The 17,760-nt window shown below is 70.4% G+C and carries 14 protein-coding genes and 1 tRNA gene; 4 read left to right on the top strand and 11 right to left on the bottom strand.

Features of this window, described 5'->3' with window-relative positions; genetic code table 11:
• Positions 1–32 precede the first annotated feature (32 nt).
• The 4 genes from tig to VFE82_RS13340 form a co-directional block, all read right to left on the bottom strand.
• On the bottom strand, positions 33–1,340 hold the full coding sequence (tig, locus tag VFE82_RS13325; RefSeq protein ID WP_325000803.1) for a trigger factor: 1,308 nt from the start codon (positions 1,338–1,340) through the stop codon (positions 33–35).
• A gap of 26 nt (positions 1,341–1,366) precedes the next feature.
• Positions 1,367–1,453: transfer RNA gene (locus VFE82_RS13330), tRNA-Leu, on the bottom strand.
• 175 nt (positions 1,454–1,628) lie between these two features.
• On the bottom strand, positions 1,629–4,811 hold the full coding sequence (locus VFE82_RS13335) for an efflux RND transporter permease subunit (protein ID WP_325000804.1): 3,183 nt from the start codon (positions 4,809–4,811) through the stop codon (positions 1,629–1,631).
• A gap of 7 nt (positions 4,812–4,818) precedes the next feature.
• Positions 4,819–5,979, bottom strand: coding sequence for an efflux RND transporter periplasmic adaptor subunit (locus tag VFE82_RS13340; protein ID WP_325000805.1), 1,161 nt, complete (start codon positions 5,977–5,979; stop codon positions 4,819–4,821).
• Between the two features lie 76 nt (positions 5,980–6,055).
• On the opposite strand from VFE82_RS13340, the gene hpnC reads away from it, so the two are divergent.
• The 3 genes from hpnC to hpnE are packed head-to-tail and all read left to right on the top strand — an operon-like array spanning position 6,056 to position 9,052.
• The gene (gene hpnC / locus VFE82_RS13345) at positions 6,056–6,904 is read left to right on the top strand and encodes a squalene synthase HpnC (RefSeq protein WP_325000806.1); all 849 of its coding nucleotides are present in this window, start codon (positions 6,056–6,058) and stop codon (positions 6,902–6,904) included.
• A gap of 10 nt (positions 6,905–6,914) precedes the next feature.
• Entirely contained in the window at positions 6,915–7,754 is an 840-nt protein-coding gene (gene hpnD / locus VFE82_RS13350) for a presqualene diphosphate synthase HpnD (protein ID WP_325000807.1), read from the top strand.
• Positions 7,751–9,052, top strand: a complete 1,302-nt coding sequence (hpnE, locus tag VFE82_RS13355) for a hydroxysqualene dehydroxylase HpnE (protein ID WP_325000808.1) — start codon at positions 7,751–7,753, stop codon at positions 9,050–9,052. The genes hpnD and hpnE overlap by 4 nt, the downstream gene beginning before the upstream one ends.
• Here hpnE and VFE82_RS13360 read toward each other — a convergent pair.
• Positions 9,024–9,716: an HAD-IA family hydrolase gene (locus VFE82_RS13360; RefSeq protein WP_325000809.1), complete on the bottom strand. Its 693-nt coding sequence runs from the start codon at positions 9,714–9,716 to the stop codon at positions 9,024–9,026. The two genes, hpnE and VFE82_RS13360, sit on opposite strands and share 29 nt — an antisense overlap.
• A 17-nt stretch (positions 9,717–9,733) precedes the next feature.
• Between VFE82_RS13360 and hemH the strand changes: the two genes are divergently transcribed.
• Positions 9,734–10,837, top strand: coding sequence for a ferrochelatase (hemH, locus tag VFE82_RS13365; protein WP_325000810.1), 1,104 nt, complete (start codon positions 9,734–9,736; stop codon positions 10,835–10,837).
• Here hemH and VFE82_RS13370 read toward each other — a convergent pair.
• The 6 genes from VFE82_RS13370 to VFE82_RS13395 all read right to left on the bottom strand — a co-directional run bounded on the left by VFE82_RS13370 (position 10,818) and on the right by VFE82_RS13395 (position 17,760).
• Positions 10,818–11,726, bottom strand: coding sequence for an alpha/beta hydrolase (locus tag VFE82_RS13370; RefSeq protein WP_325000811.1), 909 nt, complete (start codon positions 11,724–11,726; stop codon positions 10,818–10,820). The genes hemH and VFE82_RS13370 overlap by 20 nt on opposite strands.
• Before the next feature lie 174 nt (positions 11,727–11,900).
• Positions 11,901–14,093: a 3-hydroxybutyrate oligomer hydrolase family protein gene (locus tag VFE82_RS13375; RefSeq protein WP_414708756.1), complete on the bottom strand. Its 2,193-nt coding sequence runs from the start codon at positions 14,091–14,093 to the stop codon at positions 11,901–11,903.
• Positions 14,065–15,222 carry a branched-chain amino acid ABC transporter permease gene (locus VFE82_RS13380; protein ID WP_325000812.1) on the bottom strand — a complete coding sequence of 386 codons (1,158 nt, stop codon included), beginning with the start codon at positions 15,220–15,222 and terminating at the stop codon, positions 14,065–14,067. Before VFE82_RS13380 ends, VFE82_RS13375 begins: the two co-directional genes overlap by 29 nt.
• Positions 15,223–15,233: 11 nt before the next feature.
• Positions 15,234–16,208 (bottom strand): branched-chain amino acid ABC transporter permease, encoded by a 975-nt coding sequence (locus VFE82_RS13385; RefSeq protein ID WP_325000813.1) that lies wholly within the window; start codon positions 16,206–16,208, stop codon positions 15,234–15,236.
• A complete protein-coding gene (locus VFE82_RS13390; RefSeq protein ID WP_325000814.1) occupies positions 16,205–16,927 on the bottom strand; it encodes an ABC transporter ATP-binding protein in 723 nt (240 codons plus the stop codon). Before VFE82_RS13390 ends, VFE82_RS13385 begins: the two co-directional genes overlap by 4 nt.
• Positions 16,924–17,760, bottom strand: coding sequence for an ABC transporter ATP-binding protein (locus tag VFE82_RS13395; protein ID WP_325000815.1), 837 nt, complete (start codon positions 17,758–17,760; stop codon positions 16,924–16,926). Before VFE82_RS13395 ends, VFE82_RS13390 begins: the two co-directional genes overlap by 4 nt.

Raw genomic sequence — 17,760 nt, forward strand, 5'->3', positions numbered from 1 at the left:
GCCCGGTGCGCACTGGCGCCGGGCAGCCCGCGTCACTGGCCCATCAGCTCCTCGAAGGACACCGGCTTGTCCTTCACCTGGGCCTTGGACATCACGAACTCGGTGACGTTGTTCTCGATGACCACGGCCTCGACCTCAGCCAGGCGCTGGTTGTCGCTGTAGTACCAGCGGACGACGTCCGCGGGCTTCTCGTAGCTGGCCGCGAGCTCTTCCACGTGAGCGCGGATCTGCTCCGGCTTGGCCCGCAGGTCGTTGGCGCGCACGAGCTCGGCGACCACCAGGCCCAGTCGCACGCGGCGCTCGGCCTGCGGACGGAACACATCGTCGGGGATCGGAGCCTTGTCGGCGTCCTTGATGCCGCGCTGCTTCAGGTCGGCCCGGGCGCCCTCGACCATGCGGTCGACCTCGGCCTGCACGCTGCTGTTCGGCAGGTCAAGTTCGGCCTTGGCGACCAGCGCGTCCATCACGGCCTGCTTGTTGCGGGCCAGCAGGCGGAACTTGACTTCGCGCTCGAGGTTCTTCTTGATGTCTGCGCGCAGGGCCTCGACGGTGCCGTCGGCGATGCCCAGCGAGGTGGCCAGCTGGCCGTCGACCTCGGGCAGATGCGCCGCCTCGATCTTCTTGACCGTCACCAGGAAATCGGCCGTCTTGCCCGCCACGTCCTTGCCGTGGTAGTCCTCCGGGAAGGCCAGCGGGAAGGTCTTGCTCTCACCGGCCTTCATGCCACGCACGGCGTCCTCGAACTCCTTGAGCATCTGGCCTTCGCCGACCAGGAACTGGAAGTCCTCGGCCTTGCCGCCCTGGAACGGCTCGCCGTCGATCTTGCCCTCGAAGTCGACGGTGACGCGGTCGCCGTCCTGCGCTGCGGCGTCCTGCGGACGCTGGGCAAAGGTACGGCGCTGCTTGCGCAGGATGTCGAGCGTGCGGTCGATCGCGGCGTCGCTGACGTCGGCCGTCATCTTCTCCACCTCGGCGGTCGACAGGTCGCCGATCTTGACCTCGGGAAACACCTCGAACACCGCGTCGAAGGCGAGCTGGCCCTCGGGAGCCTCCTGCTTCTCGGTGATGCGCGGCTGGCCGGCCACGCGCAGCTTGGCTTCGTTGGCGGCCTGGGCGAACGCCTCGCCCACCTTGTCGTTCATCACCTCGTAGTGCACCGAGTAGCCATAGCGCTGGGCCACGACGTTCATCGGCACCTTGCCGGGACGGAAGCCGTCCATCTTCACGGTGCGCGCCAGGCGCTTCAGGCGGGAGTCCACTTCGGACTGGATCACATTGACGGGCAGCGTCAGCGTGATCTTGCGTTCCAGCTTGTCGAGGGTTTCAACGGTCACGGCCATGGTGTTTCTCTCTCTACTTGAATCTGTGGTGCGCGGGGGGGGACTCGAACCCCCACACCATCGCTGGCGTCAGGACCTAAACCTGGTGCGTCTACCAATTTCGCCACCCGCGCGCGCCAAAAGCAGGGCGGGCGGCCCGGAAGAAGCCGCCCGCCCGATTCGGTCAGTCCGAGATTCTAAGCCGCTTCGCCGCCCTGCCTGCGCGCACGGGGCCGGAGCGCGCCGACCGGCACAGCTCGAGCTGCACGGTCGGCCGTCCCGCAAGCGGGCCGCTCCATGGCGGACCGGTCAGGCGGTGTGCGGGACCGCGGCGGGGCTGGCGGGCGCGCCGACGGCGCCCGGGGTGTCCCGCTTCACCCGGAACCAGGCGGCGTACATGGCCGGCAATGCCAGCAGCGTGAGCACCGTGGCCACGATCAGTCCACCCATGATGGCGACCGCCATCGGCCCCCAGAACACCGAGCGTGACAGCGGAATCATCGCGAGCACCGCCGCCGCCGCGGTCAGCACGATCGGTCGCAGCCGGCGCACGGCGGATTCGACGATCGCCTCCCAGGCCGGCACACCCCGCGCGCGGTCCTGCTCGATCTGGTCGATCAGGATCACCGAATTGCGCTGGATCATGCCCATGAGCGCGATCACGCCCAGCAGGGCCACGAAGCCGAACGGACGGTCCAGCAGCAGCAGCGCGGCGGCAACGCCGGCGATGCCTAGCGGCCCCGTCAGGAACACCAGCAACGCGCGGCTGAAGCTGTGCAACTGCAGCATCAGCAGGGTGAAGGTGATGAACAGCATGATCGGCACGCCGGCGGCGATCGAGGACGAGCCCTTGGAGCTCTCCTCCACCGCGCCCGCGACCTCGATGCGGTAGCCCTGGGGCCAGCCGGCCTCCAGCTTCTTCAACGCTGGCAGCAGCTCGTTCGTGACGGTCGCTCCCTGCAGCCCCTCGGTCACGTCACCCTGGACGGTGATCGCGTAGTCACGGTTCTCGCGCCACATCACGCCCGGCTCCCACACGAACACCGCCCGGGCGATCTGCGTGAGCGGGATCGAGCGACCCGACGCGGTGGGCAGATAGGCATTGCCGAGGTCGGTGATCGCGTCGCGCTCGTCCAGCGGCTGGCGCAGCACGATGTCGATCAGCCGGTCGCCCTCGCGGTACTGCCCCACGGTCGTGCCGGTGAGGATGGTGCGGGCCGCCTGGGCGATCGACTGGCTGGTCACGCCCAGCGCGCGGGCCTTCGCCTGGTCGACCTCCAGCCGCAGCACCTTGACCGACTCGTTCCAGTTGTCGTTGACCCCGCGGGTGTTCGGGTTCTGGCGCATCGCCGCCTTCACCTCGTCGGCCCGGACACGCAGCGCCTCCGGATTCGGGCCGGCCACGCGGAACTGCACCGGATAGGGCACCGGCGGTCCGTTCGGCAGCAGCTTGACCCGGCCGCGCACCTCGGGGAACTCGGTCGCCAGCAGCGTGGGCAACTGCACCCGCAGCGACTCGCGCAGCTTCAGGTCGCGCGGCTGGACGATGAGTTGCGACACGTTGGTCTGCGGGAACACCTGGTCCAGCGGCAGGTAGAAGCGCGGGACGCCGGAGCCGACCCAGGTGCTCACGGCGGTGACCCCCTGCTCGCGCAGCAGGCGCTGCTCGACCCGGCGGGTCATCTCCTCGTTGGCAGCGAACGACGTGCCTTCGGGGAACCACAGGTCGACCAGGATCTCCGGGCGGCTGGAGTCGGGGAAGAACTGCTGCTGCACCTTGCCCATGCCGGCAATGCCGAGCGCGAACAGCAGCAGCGTCGCGCCGATCGTCAGCCAGCGGTGTTCGACGCACCAGTCCACCGTGCGCCGGAAGGTCCGGTAGAAGGCGGTGTCGAAGTGCTCGTGGTGCTCGCCGGTGACCGGTTTGGCCTTGAGCAGCAGCGTGCCCAGGTAGGGCACGAAGTACACCGAGCACAACCAGCTGAGCACCAGCGCCACCACCGTCACGGCAAAGATCGCGAAGGTGTACTCGCCCACCGTGGAGCGGGCCATGCCGATCGGCAGGAAGCCGGCCGCCGTGATCAAGGTGCCGGTCAGCATCGGCATCGCGGTCACCTCGTAGGCGAAGGTGGCGGCGCGGACCTTGTCGTAGCCCTCCTCCATCTTGCGCACCATCATCTCGACGGCAATGATGGCGTCGTCCACCAGCAGTCCCAGCGCGATGATCAGCGAGCCCAGCGAGATCTTGTGCAGGCCGATGCCGAGATAGTCCATCGCCAGGAAGGTGACGGCCAGCACCAGCGGAATGGTGATGCCCACCACCAACCCGGGCCGCATGTCGACGTAGTAGCGCTTCCACAGCGGCAAGGCCGCGGCACCGGGACGCTTGTGGAAGCCCAGGCTGAGGAAGCTCACGGCCAGCACGATCACCACGGCTTCGATCAGCGTGTGGACGAACTCGTTGACCGAGGTGGACACCGCCTTCGGCTGGTCCTGCAGTTGCACCAGCCGCACGCCCGCCGGCAGGCCATCGTCGATGCGCCCCACGGCAGTGCGCAGCGACTGCCCCAGGCGGATGATGTCCCCGCCCTTGGCCATGGACACGCCCAGCGCGATCACGTCCTTGCCGCCGTGCCGCACCTTCACGGCCGGCGGATCGACGTAACCGCGGCGGATCTCGGCGATGTCGCCCAGCCGCAGCTGGTTGCCCGAGCTGCCCCGCACCGGCATCGCGGCCAGTTGCTCGACTGCCTGGAACTGCCCGCCCACGCGCACCTGCACGACGTCCAGCGGTGTCTGCACGGCGCCAGCCGATTCGACGGCGTTCTGCTGGCCAAGCTGCTGCAGCACCTGGTTCAGGTCCAGCCCGAGCTGGGCCAGCCGCTTTTGCGACACCTCCACGTACAGCTTCTCGTCCTGCACGCCGAACAGCTCCACCTTGGCCACGTCGGGCACCCGCAGCAGCTGCTGGCGGACGTCGTCGGCGAAGTCCTTGAGCTCCGCGTACGAGAAGCCCGCATCGGCCTCGACGGCGTAGATCACGCCATAGACGTCGCCGAAATCGTCGTTGAAGAACGGGCCCTGGATGCCGGCCGGCAGCGTCAGGCGCATGTCGCCGACCTTCTTGCGGACCGTGTACCAGACGTTCGCCACGTCGCCCGGCTTCGAGGAGTCCTTGATCTGGAAGATGATCTGCGACTCGCCCGGCTTGGAGTAGCTGCGGATCTTGTCCGCGAAGGGCACCTCCTGGAGCGTGCGCTCGAGGCGGTCGGTCACCTGCTCGGCGACCTGCTGCGCGGTCGCGCCGGGCCAGTTGGTGCGGATCACCATCGCACGGAACGTGAACGGCGGGTCCTCGTCCTGTCCCAGCTGGAAGTACGCCGCCAGGCCCAGCAGCATCAGCACCACCATCAGGTAGCGCGTCAGCGCCGCATGCTCGAGCGCCCAGCGCGAGAGATTGAAGCCGGCCTTGCCGGTGTCTGCATTGCTCATGGCGCCCTCACTTGGTGGCGACAGGCCGCACCCCGCCGGGCGGGACCGCCGACGGTTGGCCCGATGCACCCGCGGTGGACGTCTTCTCCTCGTAGATGCGCACCTTCTGCCCTGGCTGGAGCACGTGCACGCCAGCCGACACCACCAGCGTGCCGGGCTGCAGGCCGCCCGCCACGACGGCCTCGTTGCCATCGGCGGTGGCGATCTGCACGGGTTGCGAGCGCACCGTCATGGTCGCCTTGTCGAGCACCCAGACCGCCGTCGACTGCCCCTCCTGGCGCAAGGCACTCGTGGGCAGCTTGATCACCTGCGAGCCTGCCAGGCTCAAGGCCTGCGGGGTGACGTACGCGGTCGCGCCCAGCGGCGGCTGCTCCTGGCCTTCCAGGCCCACCTTCACCGGATAGGTCCGCGTCACCGGATCGGCGCTGGCCGCGACCTCCCGCACCTTGCCCTGCAGCGTGCCGCCGGCCCACACGCGCACCTCCACCGGCGAGCCGGGGCGGATGGCGGCGACCCGGTCTTCCGGGACCGAGAACACCACGTCGCGCGGGCCATCCTGCGCGATGCGCACCACCGGCGATCCGGCGGAGACCACCTGCCCGGGTTCGGCCTCGATGGCCGTGATGACACCCGCCACGTCCGCCACCAGGTCGGTGTAGCGCGCCTGGTTGCTCTGCGCCGCCAGCTGCGCCTGCGCCTGTTCGAGTTGCGCCTGGGCGGCCTTCAACGCGCTGTCGCGGCGCTCGAGTTCGGCGCCGCTGATGAAGTTCTGGTCGCGCAGTGCCGCGTAGCGCTTGAAGTCGGCCGCCGCGAGGTCCCGGTTGGTCTGTGCGGCCGCGACCTGTGCCCGCGCCGCATCGGCCGACAACCGGTAGTCCTGCGCATCAAGCTGGGCAAGCAATTGGCCAGGCCGCACGCGCTGGCCCAGTTCGGCCTGGCGCCGCACGATCTTGCCGGCCACCCGGAACCCCAGGCGCGACTCGATCCGGGGACGCACCTCGCCCGCGAACTCCCGCCCCGAGTGGAAGCTGCTGGCGCCGACCGTCAGCACCTTGACCGAGCGCACCGGCTCCGGCGCCGGTGCGGGTTTGGAGCAGGCGACCAGGACGACCGCGGACGACAGGAGAAGCAACCGGGCCAACGGCCGGGCCTTGGAAGTGGACGCCATGGAGAGCTCTTTTAATGACTGACTGGTTAGTAATCTATTGAGGGCGGTCGCGCTTGTCAAGCGAGAATCGGGCCCCGTGACCCATCCGCTGCCGGCCAGAGCCGTCGACCACTACGAGAACTTCCCCGTCGCGTCCTGGCTGTGCCCGCCGGCCCTGCGGCCCCCGATCGCTGCCATCTACTGGTTCGCCCGAACGGCCGACGACCTGGCCGACGAGGGCGACGCGCCTGCCCAGCAGCGGCTGGACGACCTCCGCGCGTTCCGAGACGACCTGCGGGCGTGCGCCGAGGGCGCAGCCCCCTCTGACCGCTGGCCGGACGTCTTCGTCCCCTTGGCCCGGGAGATGCGCCGGCACCGGCTGCCAGCGCCCTTGCTGCTGGACCTGCTCAGTGCCTTCGAGCAGGACGTGGTGCGCACGCGGGACGCCATCGGTTATGCGGATCGCGACGAACTCCTGGACTACTGCCGTCGCTCGGCCAATCCGGTCGGCCGCCTGCTGCTGCACCTGTACGGCGTGAGCGATGCGCAGGCGCTGGCCGAGAGCGACGCGGTCTGCAGCGCGCTGCAGTTGATCAACTTCTGGCAGGACCTGGGCCGGGACCTGCCGCGCGGACGTCGTTACCTGCCCGATGCCGATTGCGCCGCGCACGGCATCGACCCCGCGCATCCCGAAGCCGCAACGCCGGCGGCGCGCCGCGCACTGTTGCGGGAGGAATGCGCCTGGGCCCGCACGCTGATGCTGCGAGGAAGCCCGGTGGTGCACCGGGTGCCGGGCCGCGCCGGCTGGGAACTGCGGGCCGTGGTCCAGGGGGGGCTGCGGATCCTCGACAGGATCGGCGCACTCGGATTCGACACGCTGCACTCCCGGCCGACGCTTGGGGCATTCGACATGCCGCTGGTGCTGTGGCGCGCCGCGCGGATGTGACAATGGCGACATGACCCCGGAGCAATACGTCCAGGAGAAGGCGGCAGCATCCGGCAGCAGCTTCTACTACGCCTTCCTCTTCCTGCCCAAGCCGCGCCGCCAGGCGATCACGGCGTTCTATGCCTTCTGCCGCGAGGTCGACGACGTCGTCGACGAAGTGACCGATCCCGGTGTGGCCCAGACCAAGCTGGCCTGGTGGCGTACCGAGGTGGCGCGCGCCTTCGCTGGCCAGGCGCAGCACCCCGCGCTGCGCGCGCTGATGCCCGCGGTCGGTGCCTACGGTCTCGAGGAGCGCCAGCTGCAGGCGGTGATCGAGGGCTGCCAGATGGACCTGTCGCAGACCCGCTACCTCGACTACCCGTCGCTGGAGCGCTACTGCCACCTGGTGGCGGGCGTCGTCGGCGAGGTGTCCGCGCACATCTTCGGCCAGACGCAGCCGCAGACCACCGCCTACGCCCACAAGCTCGGTCTGGCCTTCCAGCTGACCAACATCATCCGCGACGTGGGTGAAGACGCGCTGCGCGGCCGGATCTACCTCCCGATCAGCGAACTGCAGCAGTTCGACGTCAAGGCGCACGAGCTGACCAAGCGCCAGTACTCCGACCGGTTCCAGGCGCTGATGCGGTTCCAGGCCGAGCGCGCCCACCGGCTGTACGACGAGGCCCTGGCCCTGCTGCCGCCGCAGGACCGCCGCAGCCAGAAACCCGGGCTGATGATGGCCAGCATCTACCGCACCCTGCTGCGTGAGATCGAGCGCGACGGCTTCCAGGTGCTGCACCAGCGCGTGAGCCTCACCCCGGTCCGCAAGTTCTGGCTGGCCTGGAAGGTCCAGGCCCTCGGCCGGCTTTGACCGCGCCCCTGAAGCTGGCGGTCGTCGGCGGCGGATGGGCCGGGCTCGCGGCCGCCGTGGCGGCGACGCAAGCGGGCCACGCCGTCACCTTGCACGAGGCCACGCGCCAGTTCGGCGGGCGGGCCCGGACCGTGGAGCTCGCCTTCCCGGACGGCGCAACGGTGCGCCTGGACAACGGGCAGCACATCCTCATCGGCGCCTACACCGAGACCTTGCGCCTGATGCGCACCGTGGGCGTGGATCCATCGCAGGCGCTGCAGCGGCTGCCGCTCACGCTGCGCTTCCCCGACGGCGACGGCCTCGCACTGCCTGACCGCGCAGCGCCCTGGGATGCGATCGCCGGCATCGCGGGCGCCCGGGGCTGGTCGGTCCGCGACAAGGTCTCGCTGCTGCGGCATGCGGTCGGCTGGCAGCTGCGACGGTTCCGCTGCGCCCCCCAGCTGTCGGTGTCGCAACTCTGCGCGGGGCTGCGCCCGGCCGTGATGCGCGACCTGGTGGAGCCGCTGTGCGTCTCGGCGCTCAACATCCAGGCCGACCGGGCCAGCGCGCAGGTGTTCCTGCGCGTGATGCGCGACGCCCTGTTCGCGCCGGCCGACGGCCCCGGGGCTGCGTCCAACCTGCTGCTGCCGCGGGTGGACCTCGGACGCCTGCTTCCGGACGCGGCGATCTCCTGGTTGCAGGCCCAGGGCGCCGAGGTCCGCGCCGCATCGCGGGTGCAGGCGCTCTCCCGCGCTGCCGGAGGATGGCGCATCGGCGACGACAGCTTTGATGCCGTGGTGCTCGCCTGCCCCCCGTGGGATGCGCAGCGCCTGGCGCAATCGGCGGGCGCCTGCGGGCAAGGCTGGGCCGCGCAGGCAGCCGGCCTCGCGCACGAGGCGATCGCCACGGTCTACACCACCGGCGGCCCCGCCCTGCCCCTGCCGCTGCTGGCACTGCGCAGCGACCCGGGCGCGCCGGCCCAGTTCGTGTTCGACCGCTCCCGGCTGGGCGGACCCCCGGGCCTGCTGGCCTGGGTGGTCAGCGCCAGCCGGACGGATGCGGCGACCCTCGAGCGACAGGTGGTGGACCAGGCCGGCTCGCTGGGCTGGCGGGTGCGTGCGCTCAAGACCGTGGTCGAGAAGCGCGCGACCTTCGCCTGCACGCCGGGGCTGCAGCGCCCGCCGGTCGAGATCACCGACGGCCTGCTGGCCTGCGGGGACTACGTGGCAGGCCCCTACCCGGCGACGCTGGAGGGCGCGGTGCGCTCGGCGCTCGACGCGGTCGGCCGCCTCAGCGCAGCAGGTCGCACAGTTGCGTGAGGTCCGTCACCGTGACGTGCGGCTGCTCCTCGTAGGGCCACTGGTGCTCGCTCCGGTTGACCCAGACGGCCTGCATGCCCGCGTTGAGCGCGCCCAGCACGTCGAGCGTCGCGTCGTCACCGACGTGCAGCACCTGCTCGGGCTGCACGTCGACCGCGCCGGCGGCCGCCACGAAGATGCGCGGGTCGGGCTTGCCGACACCGAACTCCCGCGCTGACAGGGCCGCGCGGAAGAAGCGGCCGATGCCCACGCGCTGCAGGTCGGCATTGCCGTTGGACAGGCTGACCAGCGGATAACGCCCGGCCAGGAACTCGAGCGCCGGCCCGGCATCGGCATACAGGTCGACCTGCTGGCGTGCGGCGAAGAACACCTCGAACGCGGGATCGGCCAGCAGCGGATCCTCGCCGGCGCGGTACAGCGCCAGCCGGATCGATTCACGCCGCACCGAGCTCAGGTCGTGCTTCAACTCCGGTCGCTGCTCGGCCACGTGGTTGCGGATCTCCCTCAGGGCCGCCGGGTTGGCGAACAGTGCGGCCGCCATCGGCGCATGGGGGCACAGCCAGTCGTGCAGCGCCTTCTCGGCGCGTGCGATGGTGGGCCAGATCGGCCACAGGGTGTCGTCCAGGTCCAGCGTGATGGCCCTGACCCGCGAGATGTCGAGCATGCAGGCGAGAATACCGGATGCCTTCGGTCTTGCCTTATCGGACGGAACCCCCTTTCACCCACGGCCAGCCGCCCGTCACGGGCATTCTGCTTTGCAACCTGGGCACGCCGGACGCACCGACGCCTGCCGCGGTGCGGCGCTACCTGCGCCAGTTCCTGAGCGACCCGCGCGTGGTCGAGATCCCCCGGGCCGTCTGGCTGCCCCTCCTGCACGGCGTGATCCTGCCGCTGCGATCCTCGAAGTCGGCCGCCAAGTACGCGAGCATCTGGACGTCCGAGGGTTCGCCGCTCAAGCTCTGGACCGAGCGCCAGGCGCTGCTGCTGCAGGGGGCCCTGGGCGAAGCCGGCCACCGCGTCCTGGTGCGCTACGGGATGCGCTACGGCAATCCCTCGATCGCCTCCCAGCTCGACGCGCTCAAGGCCGAGGGCGCCACCCGCATCCTCGTGCTCAGTGCCTACCCGCAGTACTCGGGCACCACCACCGCCAGCGTGGTGGACGACGTCGCGGACTGGAGCCGGCGCGTGCGACACGTGCCCGAGATGCGCTTCGTCCACCGCTACCACGACGACCCAGGCTACATCGACGCGCTGGCGGCGCGCATCGACGGCCACTGGCAGCAGCACGGCCAGCCCGACCACTTCGTCATGAGCTTCCACGGCGTGCCGGAGCGCACGCTGCACCTGGGCGACCCTTACCACTGCGAATGCCACAAGACGGCCCGCCTGCTGGCCCAGCGGCTCGGGCTGGCAGCCGACCGCTACACGCTGTCGTTCCAGTCGCGCTTCGGCAAGGCGAAGTGGCTGGAGCCGTACACCGAGCCGACGTTGCGCGAGCTGGGCCGCAAAGGCGTGCAGCGGGTCGATGTCGCCTGCCCCGGCTTCACCAGCGACTGCCTGGAGACGCTGGAGGAGATCGCGCAGGAAGGCCGCGACGCGTTCCTGACCTCGGGAGGCAAGGTCTTCCACTACATCCCCTGCCTGAACGCCGAGCCACCCTGGATCCGTGCGCTGGCGGGCATCGCCGCCACGCACCTGGCCGGCTGGCCGACCCAGGCGCCGCCGGGGCCGCAGGAACTGGCACGCTCCCGCGAGCTCGCCCTGGCTAGGGGTGCGCAGCGCTGAGCGCGCGTGCGGCCGCCGCGGCTTCGCGGCAGCCATCGAGGAAGCCCGCCACCAGCTCGAGCTGGTCGGGCACGTTCAGGGCCGGCGCATGGCCGCAGCCCGGGATCTCCACCACCCGGGCCAGGCCACGCGCGCCGGGCCCGCGCTGCAACATCTCTTCCACCGCGTCGGGCAGCACGAGGTCCGATTCCGCCCCGCGCAGGCACAGCACGGGCACGTCGATCGCGTCGTAGTGCGCCCACAGGTCGTAGTCGTGCGGGTGGTCGGTGAACTGCCGCACCATCGCCGGGTCGTAGTGCGGTGTCACCCGCCCGTCGGGCAGGCGTCGGGTCGAGGTTTCGGTCAGCCGCCGCCATTGCGCGTCGCTCAGCCAGCCGTAGGGCTTGTAGACCTGCCGGAAGAAGGCCTCGAGTTCGCTCACGGTGTCGAAGGCCGGCGGGCTGCCGGCGTAGGCCTTGATCCGCTCCAGCGCGGCCTGCGCCAGGCGAGGCGCGTTGTCGTTGAGCACCAGGCTGCGGATGCGGCCCTTCATCCTGGGCTGCGACAGGCCCCCGGCACACACGGTGCCGATGGCGCCGCCCATCGACGTGCCCACCCAGTGCGCCGCCGTGATGCCGAGCCGGTCGAACAGATCGGCCGCCAGGCGGGCGTAGAAGGCCAGCGTGTACTGGCTGCCCGGATCGTCGCTCCACTGGGACAGCCCGCGTCCGACGGTGTCCGGGCAGATCACCCGGTACCGGTGCGCCAGGTGCGCCGCCAGGTCGTCCATGTCGCGCCCGGTGCGCGCCAGGCCGTGCCAGGCGACCACCGTCTCCTGCTGGTCCGATCCCCACTCGGTGAAGTGGATCTCGAGGCCGGCGCAACGGACGTAGTGTGAACTCGGGGACATGGGCCTTCTTCCCTGTGGTGACGAAGACGGGGTGGGACGCAGGCGGCGATCAGTGCAGCGCGGGGGCCCGGCGCGGCCCCGCCGGGCCACCCCTGAAGGCCGCCAGCCACGCCGGGGGATGCGGCACGCCGCCATGGCGGCCTTGCACCAGAACGGGCGCGGCGCCGGTGGCCATCAGTTCGGGATCGCCACGGCGTTGCCGCTGAACGAGATGGCATCCGCGGGCGCGGGATCGGCGGCGATGGCCGGCAGGTGGAGGGAGGTCACGGCGGGCGCCGCGCCTGGCACGCCGCCGCGCGGGAGCGCCCGCACCACCTGGCTGGGCGGCAGGGGCGCCTCGCTGCGCAGGTGCGCCCACATCGCATCCATTGCGCGGTTGTAGTACACGTGCAGGGGCACGAAGCGCGTGTCGAAGCCGCTGAGGGAATTGAAGCTGTCGAAGTGCTGGGCATTCGTCACTTCGATGTACCGCAGCTTGCGCGAGGGGCCTTCGACCACCCGGTTGCGCGCCACGTAGGCACGCGCCGAGTTGTTGGACGGCAGCAAGGCATCGCTGCGCCCGGCCACGACCAGCGTCGGCGTGCGGTTCAGGTCCGAGGTCATCGTGACCTCGGCCATGCCGGCCCGCACCGCGTCGCTCTGCGCCCTGGTCGGGGTGGAGGACGCGGACAGCGGCGCTTGCGTCACCGGATCCTTGCCGGTGACGAGCGCGCGCTGGCACAGCGCGTTGTCGAGACCGAAGTCGGCCACGCCGGTGGAAGGCGACACGGCCAGCTGCCAGGCACGCGCACCGCCGAGCGAATCGTTGTAGACCACGGCGGGCGCGGTCGAGACACCCGCGGCCGGCGGCGAGCCGTTGGCGGTTCCGTTCATGGTGGCGAAGGCCTGGGCCTTGACCGCAGCCGCCATCGGCGCGGGTGCGCCGGCCGCATCCACGGCGGCGAAGCTGCTGCCGCACAGGTTGTCGAGCAGGGACGCCCGGCCATAGGCCATGGTGTACATCGCCGACAGGATGGGCCCGTTGCCGAAACCGTAGTGCGCGTTGTGCATCTGGTCGTGCTCGGCGCTCCAGCCATAGGCGCGCAGGCGGGCCAGCGCATCGGCGCTGCGCTCGGCGGTCGTCGCGCCGGCCACCAGGCCCTTGGCGGCGAGTCCGTCGCATCGTGCCTGGGCGCGGGCGGTCATGCCTGCGATCGGCATGAAGTTGAAGAACGTCAGCTCGGTCATGGCCGCACCGGCCGCCAGCGCGGCGCATGGCTGGTACAGGTTGCCGTAGGTGACGAAATCGAGCACCGGCTTGCCGTGGCCCGCCACGGGCTGGCCGCCGAAGACGATGCCGTAGCCGGCAGCCGTGGGCATCTGCACCAGCGGCTCGCCCGCCACCACGCCGTCGATCAGCTTGTGCTGGTCGAGTTCGGCGGCGCGCAGCACCGCCGCGCCGCCGTTCGAGACCGACCCGGCGATCACCAGCGTGTTGCGGGGGTGGAACGGCGCCGGCTTCTGCGGCGTGCCGTAGCGGTCATTCAGCGCATACAGGGCGTACTGGGTCGCCACCAGGGTGTCCGCCCCCCAGTCCTTCTCCGGGTTCTGCTGGGAGTGCGCATGTTTCAGGGCGATCCGGTTCGGGAACGCGACGTCGAAGGCAGCGCGGACGGCATCGGTGATGCGCGCCGCGAAGTGGTTGAGGGTGCCGGCTTCGGCACGCGTGGCGCGCGTGCCGGCGATCGTGTTGACCGTGTCGTCGGCCGGGTCGTAGAGGCCGACGCCCTTGCCCGTGTCGGTGAGCGCCACCGCGCAGCCATGCTTGAGACCCCACTCGCCGGCCGTGCTGATGGCGCCGTACACGCCGCGCGAACCGGAGGACGGTCCGACGACCACGCAGGGATTGGCGGGATCGAAACTGTCGGGGATCTGCACGGCGATGGCGACGCGCTTCTCGCCGGTGCCGTCGTCGAGCGACGCCAGGTACTCGCGTCCCGGGATCAGGCCTTCACTGGCGGTCGGCACCTCGTCGACCGTGACGTTCGGCCCGTAGAGGCGGCCGAAGCCGCCGTTCGGCGTGGTGTCCAGCAGCCGGTAGGCCGAATGCAGCGCGTTGCGCCGCAGTTCGAGGGCCGTGGGACGCACCGGATCAGCGTAGGCCGGCGGCACCGGGGCAAGCAGCCCGCTGTAGCCCAGGCCGCCGGTCAGCAGGTCCTGCGTCTGGGCGGTCGTTCCCGCGCCCGGGGCGGTTGCGGCATACACCGTGACGCCATGCTCGGTGATGCCCGGCGGCAGTTCGTTGCCGCCGCCGCAGGCGGCCAGCGCCAGCGGCGCGAGCAAGAGCAGGTGCCGCGGTCTAGCGGCCTTCCGGTGCGGGATGTTCAACGTTGTCTCCTTGGTGGTTTTCTGTCTTGGATGCGGGCGCCGGGCGCGAGCCCGTCCGGCCCGGCGCGGACCCGGAGGCCCGCAGCCGGCCCACGATGCCGGTGGGAAAGTGGTACACGGACAGCACGAACAGCAACCCCAGCCAGAGCAGCCAGCGGTCGGGCGACAGCAGGGGGGACAGCCAGGGGACGGCGGAGGCTGCGTCGCCCGCCAGCCGCAACAGGTCCTGCAGGTAGCTCTGGGCCACCACGAACAGGCCCGAGCCGAGGGCGGCGCCATAGACGGTGCCCATGCCGCCGATCACCACGATCAGCAGCACGTCCAGCATCACCTCGAACGACAGGGAGGTGTCCGGTCCGTTGTAGCGCAACCAGAGTGCCAGGATCGCGCCGGCCAGCGTGGCGAACAGCGCCGACAGGATGGCCGAGGCGGTGCGGTACACCACCACGCGGTAGCCGATCGCCTCGGCGCGGAACTCGTTTTCCCGGATGGCCTGCAGCACGCGGCCGAACGGCGAATTCACGATGCGCAGCATCGCCAGCACCAGCACCAGCGCGGCGACGAACAGCAGGTAGTAGCAGAGCAGCCGGCCGTCCAGGCTCACCCCCAGGAACGGCTCGGGCGAGAGCTCGAAGCTGGGCGAGAGCACCTCGGGCACCTTGAAGGTCAGCCCGTCCTCGCCACCGGTGAACTCCGACAGCTGGGACGCCAGCGTCTGGAACGCCGCCGCGAACGCCAGCGTGATCATGGAGAAGAAGATCGCCCGCACCCGCAGCGAGAACAGGCCGATCGCCAGCGCGAGCAGGAACGACAGGACCAGCGCCGCCGCCACGCCCAGCGCCAGCGCCCCCCAGCCCGGGCCCATGCGCGTGAGCGCGATGGACACGCCGTAGGCGCCGATGCCGAAGAACATGGTGTGGGCGAAGCTGACGATGCCCGTGTAGCCCAGCAGCAGGTCGAAGCTCGCGACCAGCACGGTGAACACCAGCACCTTGGCCGCCACGTTCAGCGCCTTCACGCCGGGGAAGAGGAAGGGCGTGAGCGCCAGCGCGAGCAGCAGCGCCACGAGCAGGACCGCCAGCACGCGGCTGCGGGGGAAGTCGTTGGACAGGAGGCGGGACAGCAGCATGGACTCGTCGCTCAGCGGCTCAGCGCGTAGACGCCCTGCGGCCGCCACAGCAGCACGGCCATCATCAGCAGGATGTTGGAGAACAGTGCCGCCTTGGGCACCAGGAAGCCGGTGTAGTTGGCCATCAGGCCGACCAGCAGCGCACCGATCAGGGCCCCGGTGGTCGACCCCAGCCCGCCGATGATCAGCACGATGAAGATCAGCACGTTGACCTGCGCCCCCATCTGGGGCACCACGTTCTGCTGGTACAGCCCCCACATCACGCCCCCCAGCCCGGCCAGCGCGCTGCCCGCGACGAACACGCCGACGAACAGCAGGTGGATGCGGTAGCCCAGCGACTCGACCATCTCGCGGTCCTGCACGCCGGCGCGGATCAGGAGCCCGAGCTTGGTGCGCGTGAGCGTCCACAGGAGCAGCGCGAACACCGCCAGCCCCACCACCACGGCGATCAGGCGGTACTTCTCCACCGCGGCCTCGCCGAGCAGCAGCGTGCCCTGCATGCCCGCCGGCAGCGGCAGCGGGATCTGCTGCGGCCCCCAGACGACCTTGATCAGCTCCTCGCCGATGATCATCCCGCCCATCGTGATGAGGATCTGCTTGAGGTGGTTGCCGTACACCGGGCGCACGATGAAGCGCTCGAACGCCAGGCCGATGGCGGCGGCCACCGCCATCGCCGCCAGCATCGCGGGCAGCACGGCGAGCAGGTTGCGCAGCAGGCTCTCGGAGCCGGTGTAGTCGGCCATCCCACCCAGCACGCTCGTGGCGACGAACGCGCCCAGGGCGATGAAGACGCCGTGGCCGAAGTTCAGCACGTCCATCAGGCCGAACACCAGGGTCAGGCCGGACGCGATGATGAAGATGATCATGCCCATCGCCAGGCCGGCGACGGTGAGGGTCACCCAGGTCGAGGCCGAGCCGATGAAGGGCAGCACCAGCAGCGCCAGCAGCGGCACCAGGGCCAGCGGTTTCCAGTCCAGGTCCTTCATAGCGCCAGCCCCAGCAGCGATTGCTGCAGTTCCTCGTTCTCGGCCAGCTCCTGCATGCGCCCCGCATGCACCACCCGGCCGTTGTCCATCACCGCCACGTTGTCGCCCAGCCGCCTGGCGAAGTTGAAGTTCTGCTCGACCAGCAGGATCGTCACGCCGCTGGCCTTGAGCTGCGCAAAGGCGTCGATCATGTTGTTGATGATGGCCGGCGCCAGGCCCTTGCTCGGCTCGTCGATCACCAGCAGCTCGCGCGGCTCGACGATGGCGCGCGACACCGCCAGCATCTGCTTCTGCCCGCCCGACAGCTTGCCGGCCGGGTGGTTCCAGAACTTCTCGACCGCGGGGAACAGCGAGAAGATCCACTGCAGTCGCGCCGGGTCCATCTGGTCCGCGTGCCGGGCGGAGCGCGCCGCCAGCAGCATGTTCTCGCGCACGGTGAGGTCGGCGAAGATGCCCATGGTCTCGGGGACGTAGGCGACGCCCAGGCCGGCGATCTGCGGCGTGGGCACCGCGGTGATGTCCCGGTCGCCGAACACCACGCGGCCGCGCGACGCACGCCACAGGCCCATGACCGTGCGCAGCGTCGTGGTCTTGCCGGCACCATTGCGTCCCAGCAGCATGGTGAGCTGGCCGCGCGGCACGACCAGGTCGACACCGTGCAGGATGTGGTAGGCGCCGATGTGCGTGTGGACGCCCTCGAGTCTGAGCAGATCGGTCATGGCTGCTGGCTCCTGCCCGCGGACACGGAAAGGCTGTTTGGGGCGGCAACGTCCGGACCGCCGCCGGCGTCCCGGGGCGCCAGCCCCAGGTAGGCTTCCTGCACGATGGGCGAGGCGATCACCTCGGCCGGCTCGCCGTCGGCGACCAGCGTGCCGTTGTGCAGCACGATGATGCGGTCGGCCAGCTCGCGCACCACGTCCATCTTGTGCTCGACCAGCAGGATGGTCCGGGTGCGGTCGGCCTTCAGCCGCCGGATCAGGTCCAGGATCACCGGTGCCTCGGCGGCATTCATGCCCGCCGTCGGTTCGTCGAACATGAACACCTGCGGCTCCAGCGCCATCAGCAGGGCCACCTCCAGCTTGCGCTGGTCGCCGTGCGGCAGGTTGGCCACCAGTTCGTGCGCCTTGTCCTTCAGCGCGACGGAGGCAAGGATGTCGTCGGCCCGGTCCACCAGGCCTGCGTGGTCGCTCCAGACGCTCCAGAGGTTGAAGCCGCGCCGGTGCGGGCCTTCGCGCGTGGCCTGCACCGCCAGCCGGACGTTCTCCAGCACCGTCAGGCGGGGGAACAGGTTGGTGAGCTGGAAGGCGCGGCCGAGGCCGGCGCGCGTGCGCTGCGACGCCGGCAGCGACGACAGGTCGCGCCCGCCCAGGGTCACCGTGCCGGCCGTGGCCTTCAGCTGGCCCGAGATCAGGTTGAAATAGGTCGTCTTGCCGGCGCCGTTGGGGCCGACGATGGCGGTGAGCGTGCCTGGCTCGAAGGTGCAGCTCACGCCATTGACGGCCACATGGCCGCCAAAGCGGATGGTCAGGTCTCGGGTGGTCAGCGAAGTCAC

Origin of the sequence: Ramlibacter sp., from assembly GCF_035655895.1 — a bacterium.
GTDB lineage: Bacteria > Pseudomonadota > Gammaproteobacteria > Burkholderiales > Burkholderiaceae_C > Ramlibacter.

Excerpts from the sequence above, each read along its gene's own strand:
- VFE82_RS13370 (WP_325000811.1), bottom strand. The coding sequence starts at position 11,726 with ATGTCCCCGAGTTCACACTACGTCCGTTGCGCCGGCCTCGAGATCCAC.
- hpnD (WP_325000807.1), top strand. The coding sequence starts at position 6,915 with ATGACCCCGGAGCAATACGTCCAGGAGAAGGCGGCAGCATCCGGCAGC.
- VFE82_RS13340 (WP_325000805.1), bottom strand. The coding sequence starts at position 5,979 with ATGGCGTCCACTTCCAAGGCCCGGCCGTTGGCCCGGTTGCTTCTCCTG.
- VFE82_RS13385 (WP_325000813.1), bottom strand. The coding sequence starts at position 16,208 with ATGAAGGACCTGGACTGGAAACCGCTGGCCCTGGTGCCGCTGCTGGCG.
- VFE82_RS13380 (WP_325000812.1), bottom strand. The coding sequence starts at position 15,222 with ATGCTGCTGTCCCGCCTCCTGTCCAACGACTTCCCCCGCAGCCGCGTG.
- tig (WP_325000803.1), bottom strand. The coding sequence starts at position 1,340 with ATGGCCGTGACCGTTGAAACCCTCGACAAGCTGGAACGCAAGATCACG.
- VFE82_RS13335 (WP_325000804.1), bottom strand. The coding sequence starts at position 4,811 with ATGAGCAATGCAGACACCGGCAAGGCCGGCTTCAATCTCTCGCGCTGG.
- VFE82_RS13390 (WP_325000814.1), bottom strand. The coding sequence starts at position 16,927 with ATGACCGATCTGCTCAGACTCGAGGGCGTCCACACGCACATCGGCGCC.
- VFE82_RS13360 (WP_325000809.1), bottom strand. The coding sequence starts at position 9,716 with ATGCTCGACATCTCGCGGGTCAGGGCCATCACGCTGGACCTGGACGAC.
- hemH (WP_325000810.1), top strand. The coding sequence starts at position 9,734 with ATGCCTTCGGTCTTGCCTTATCGGACGGAACCCCCTTTCACCCACGGC.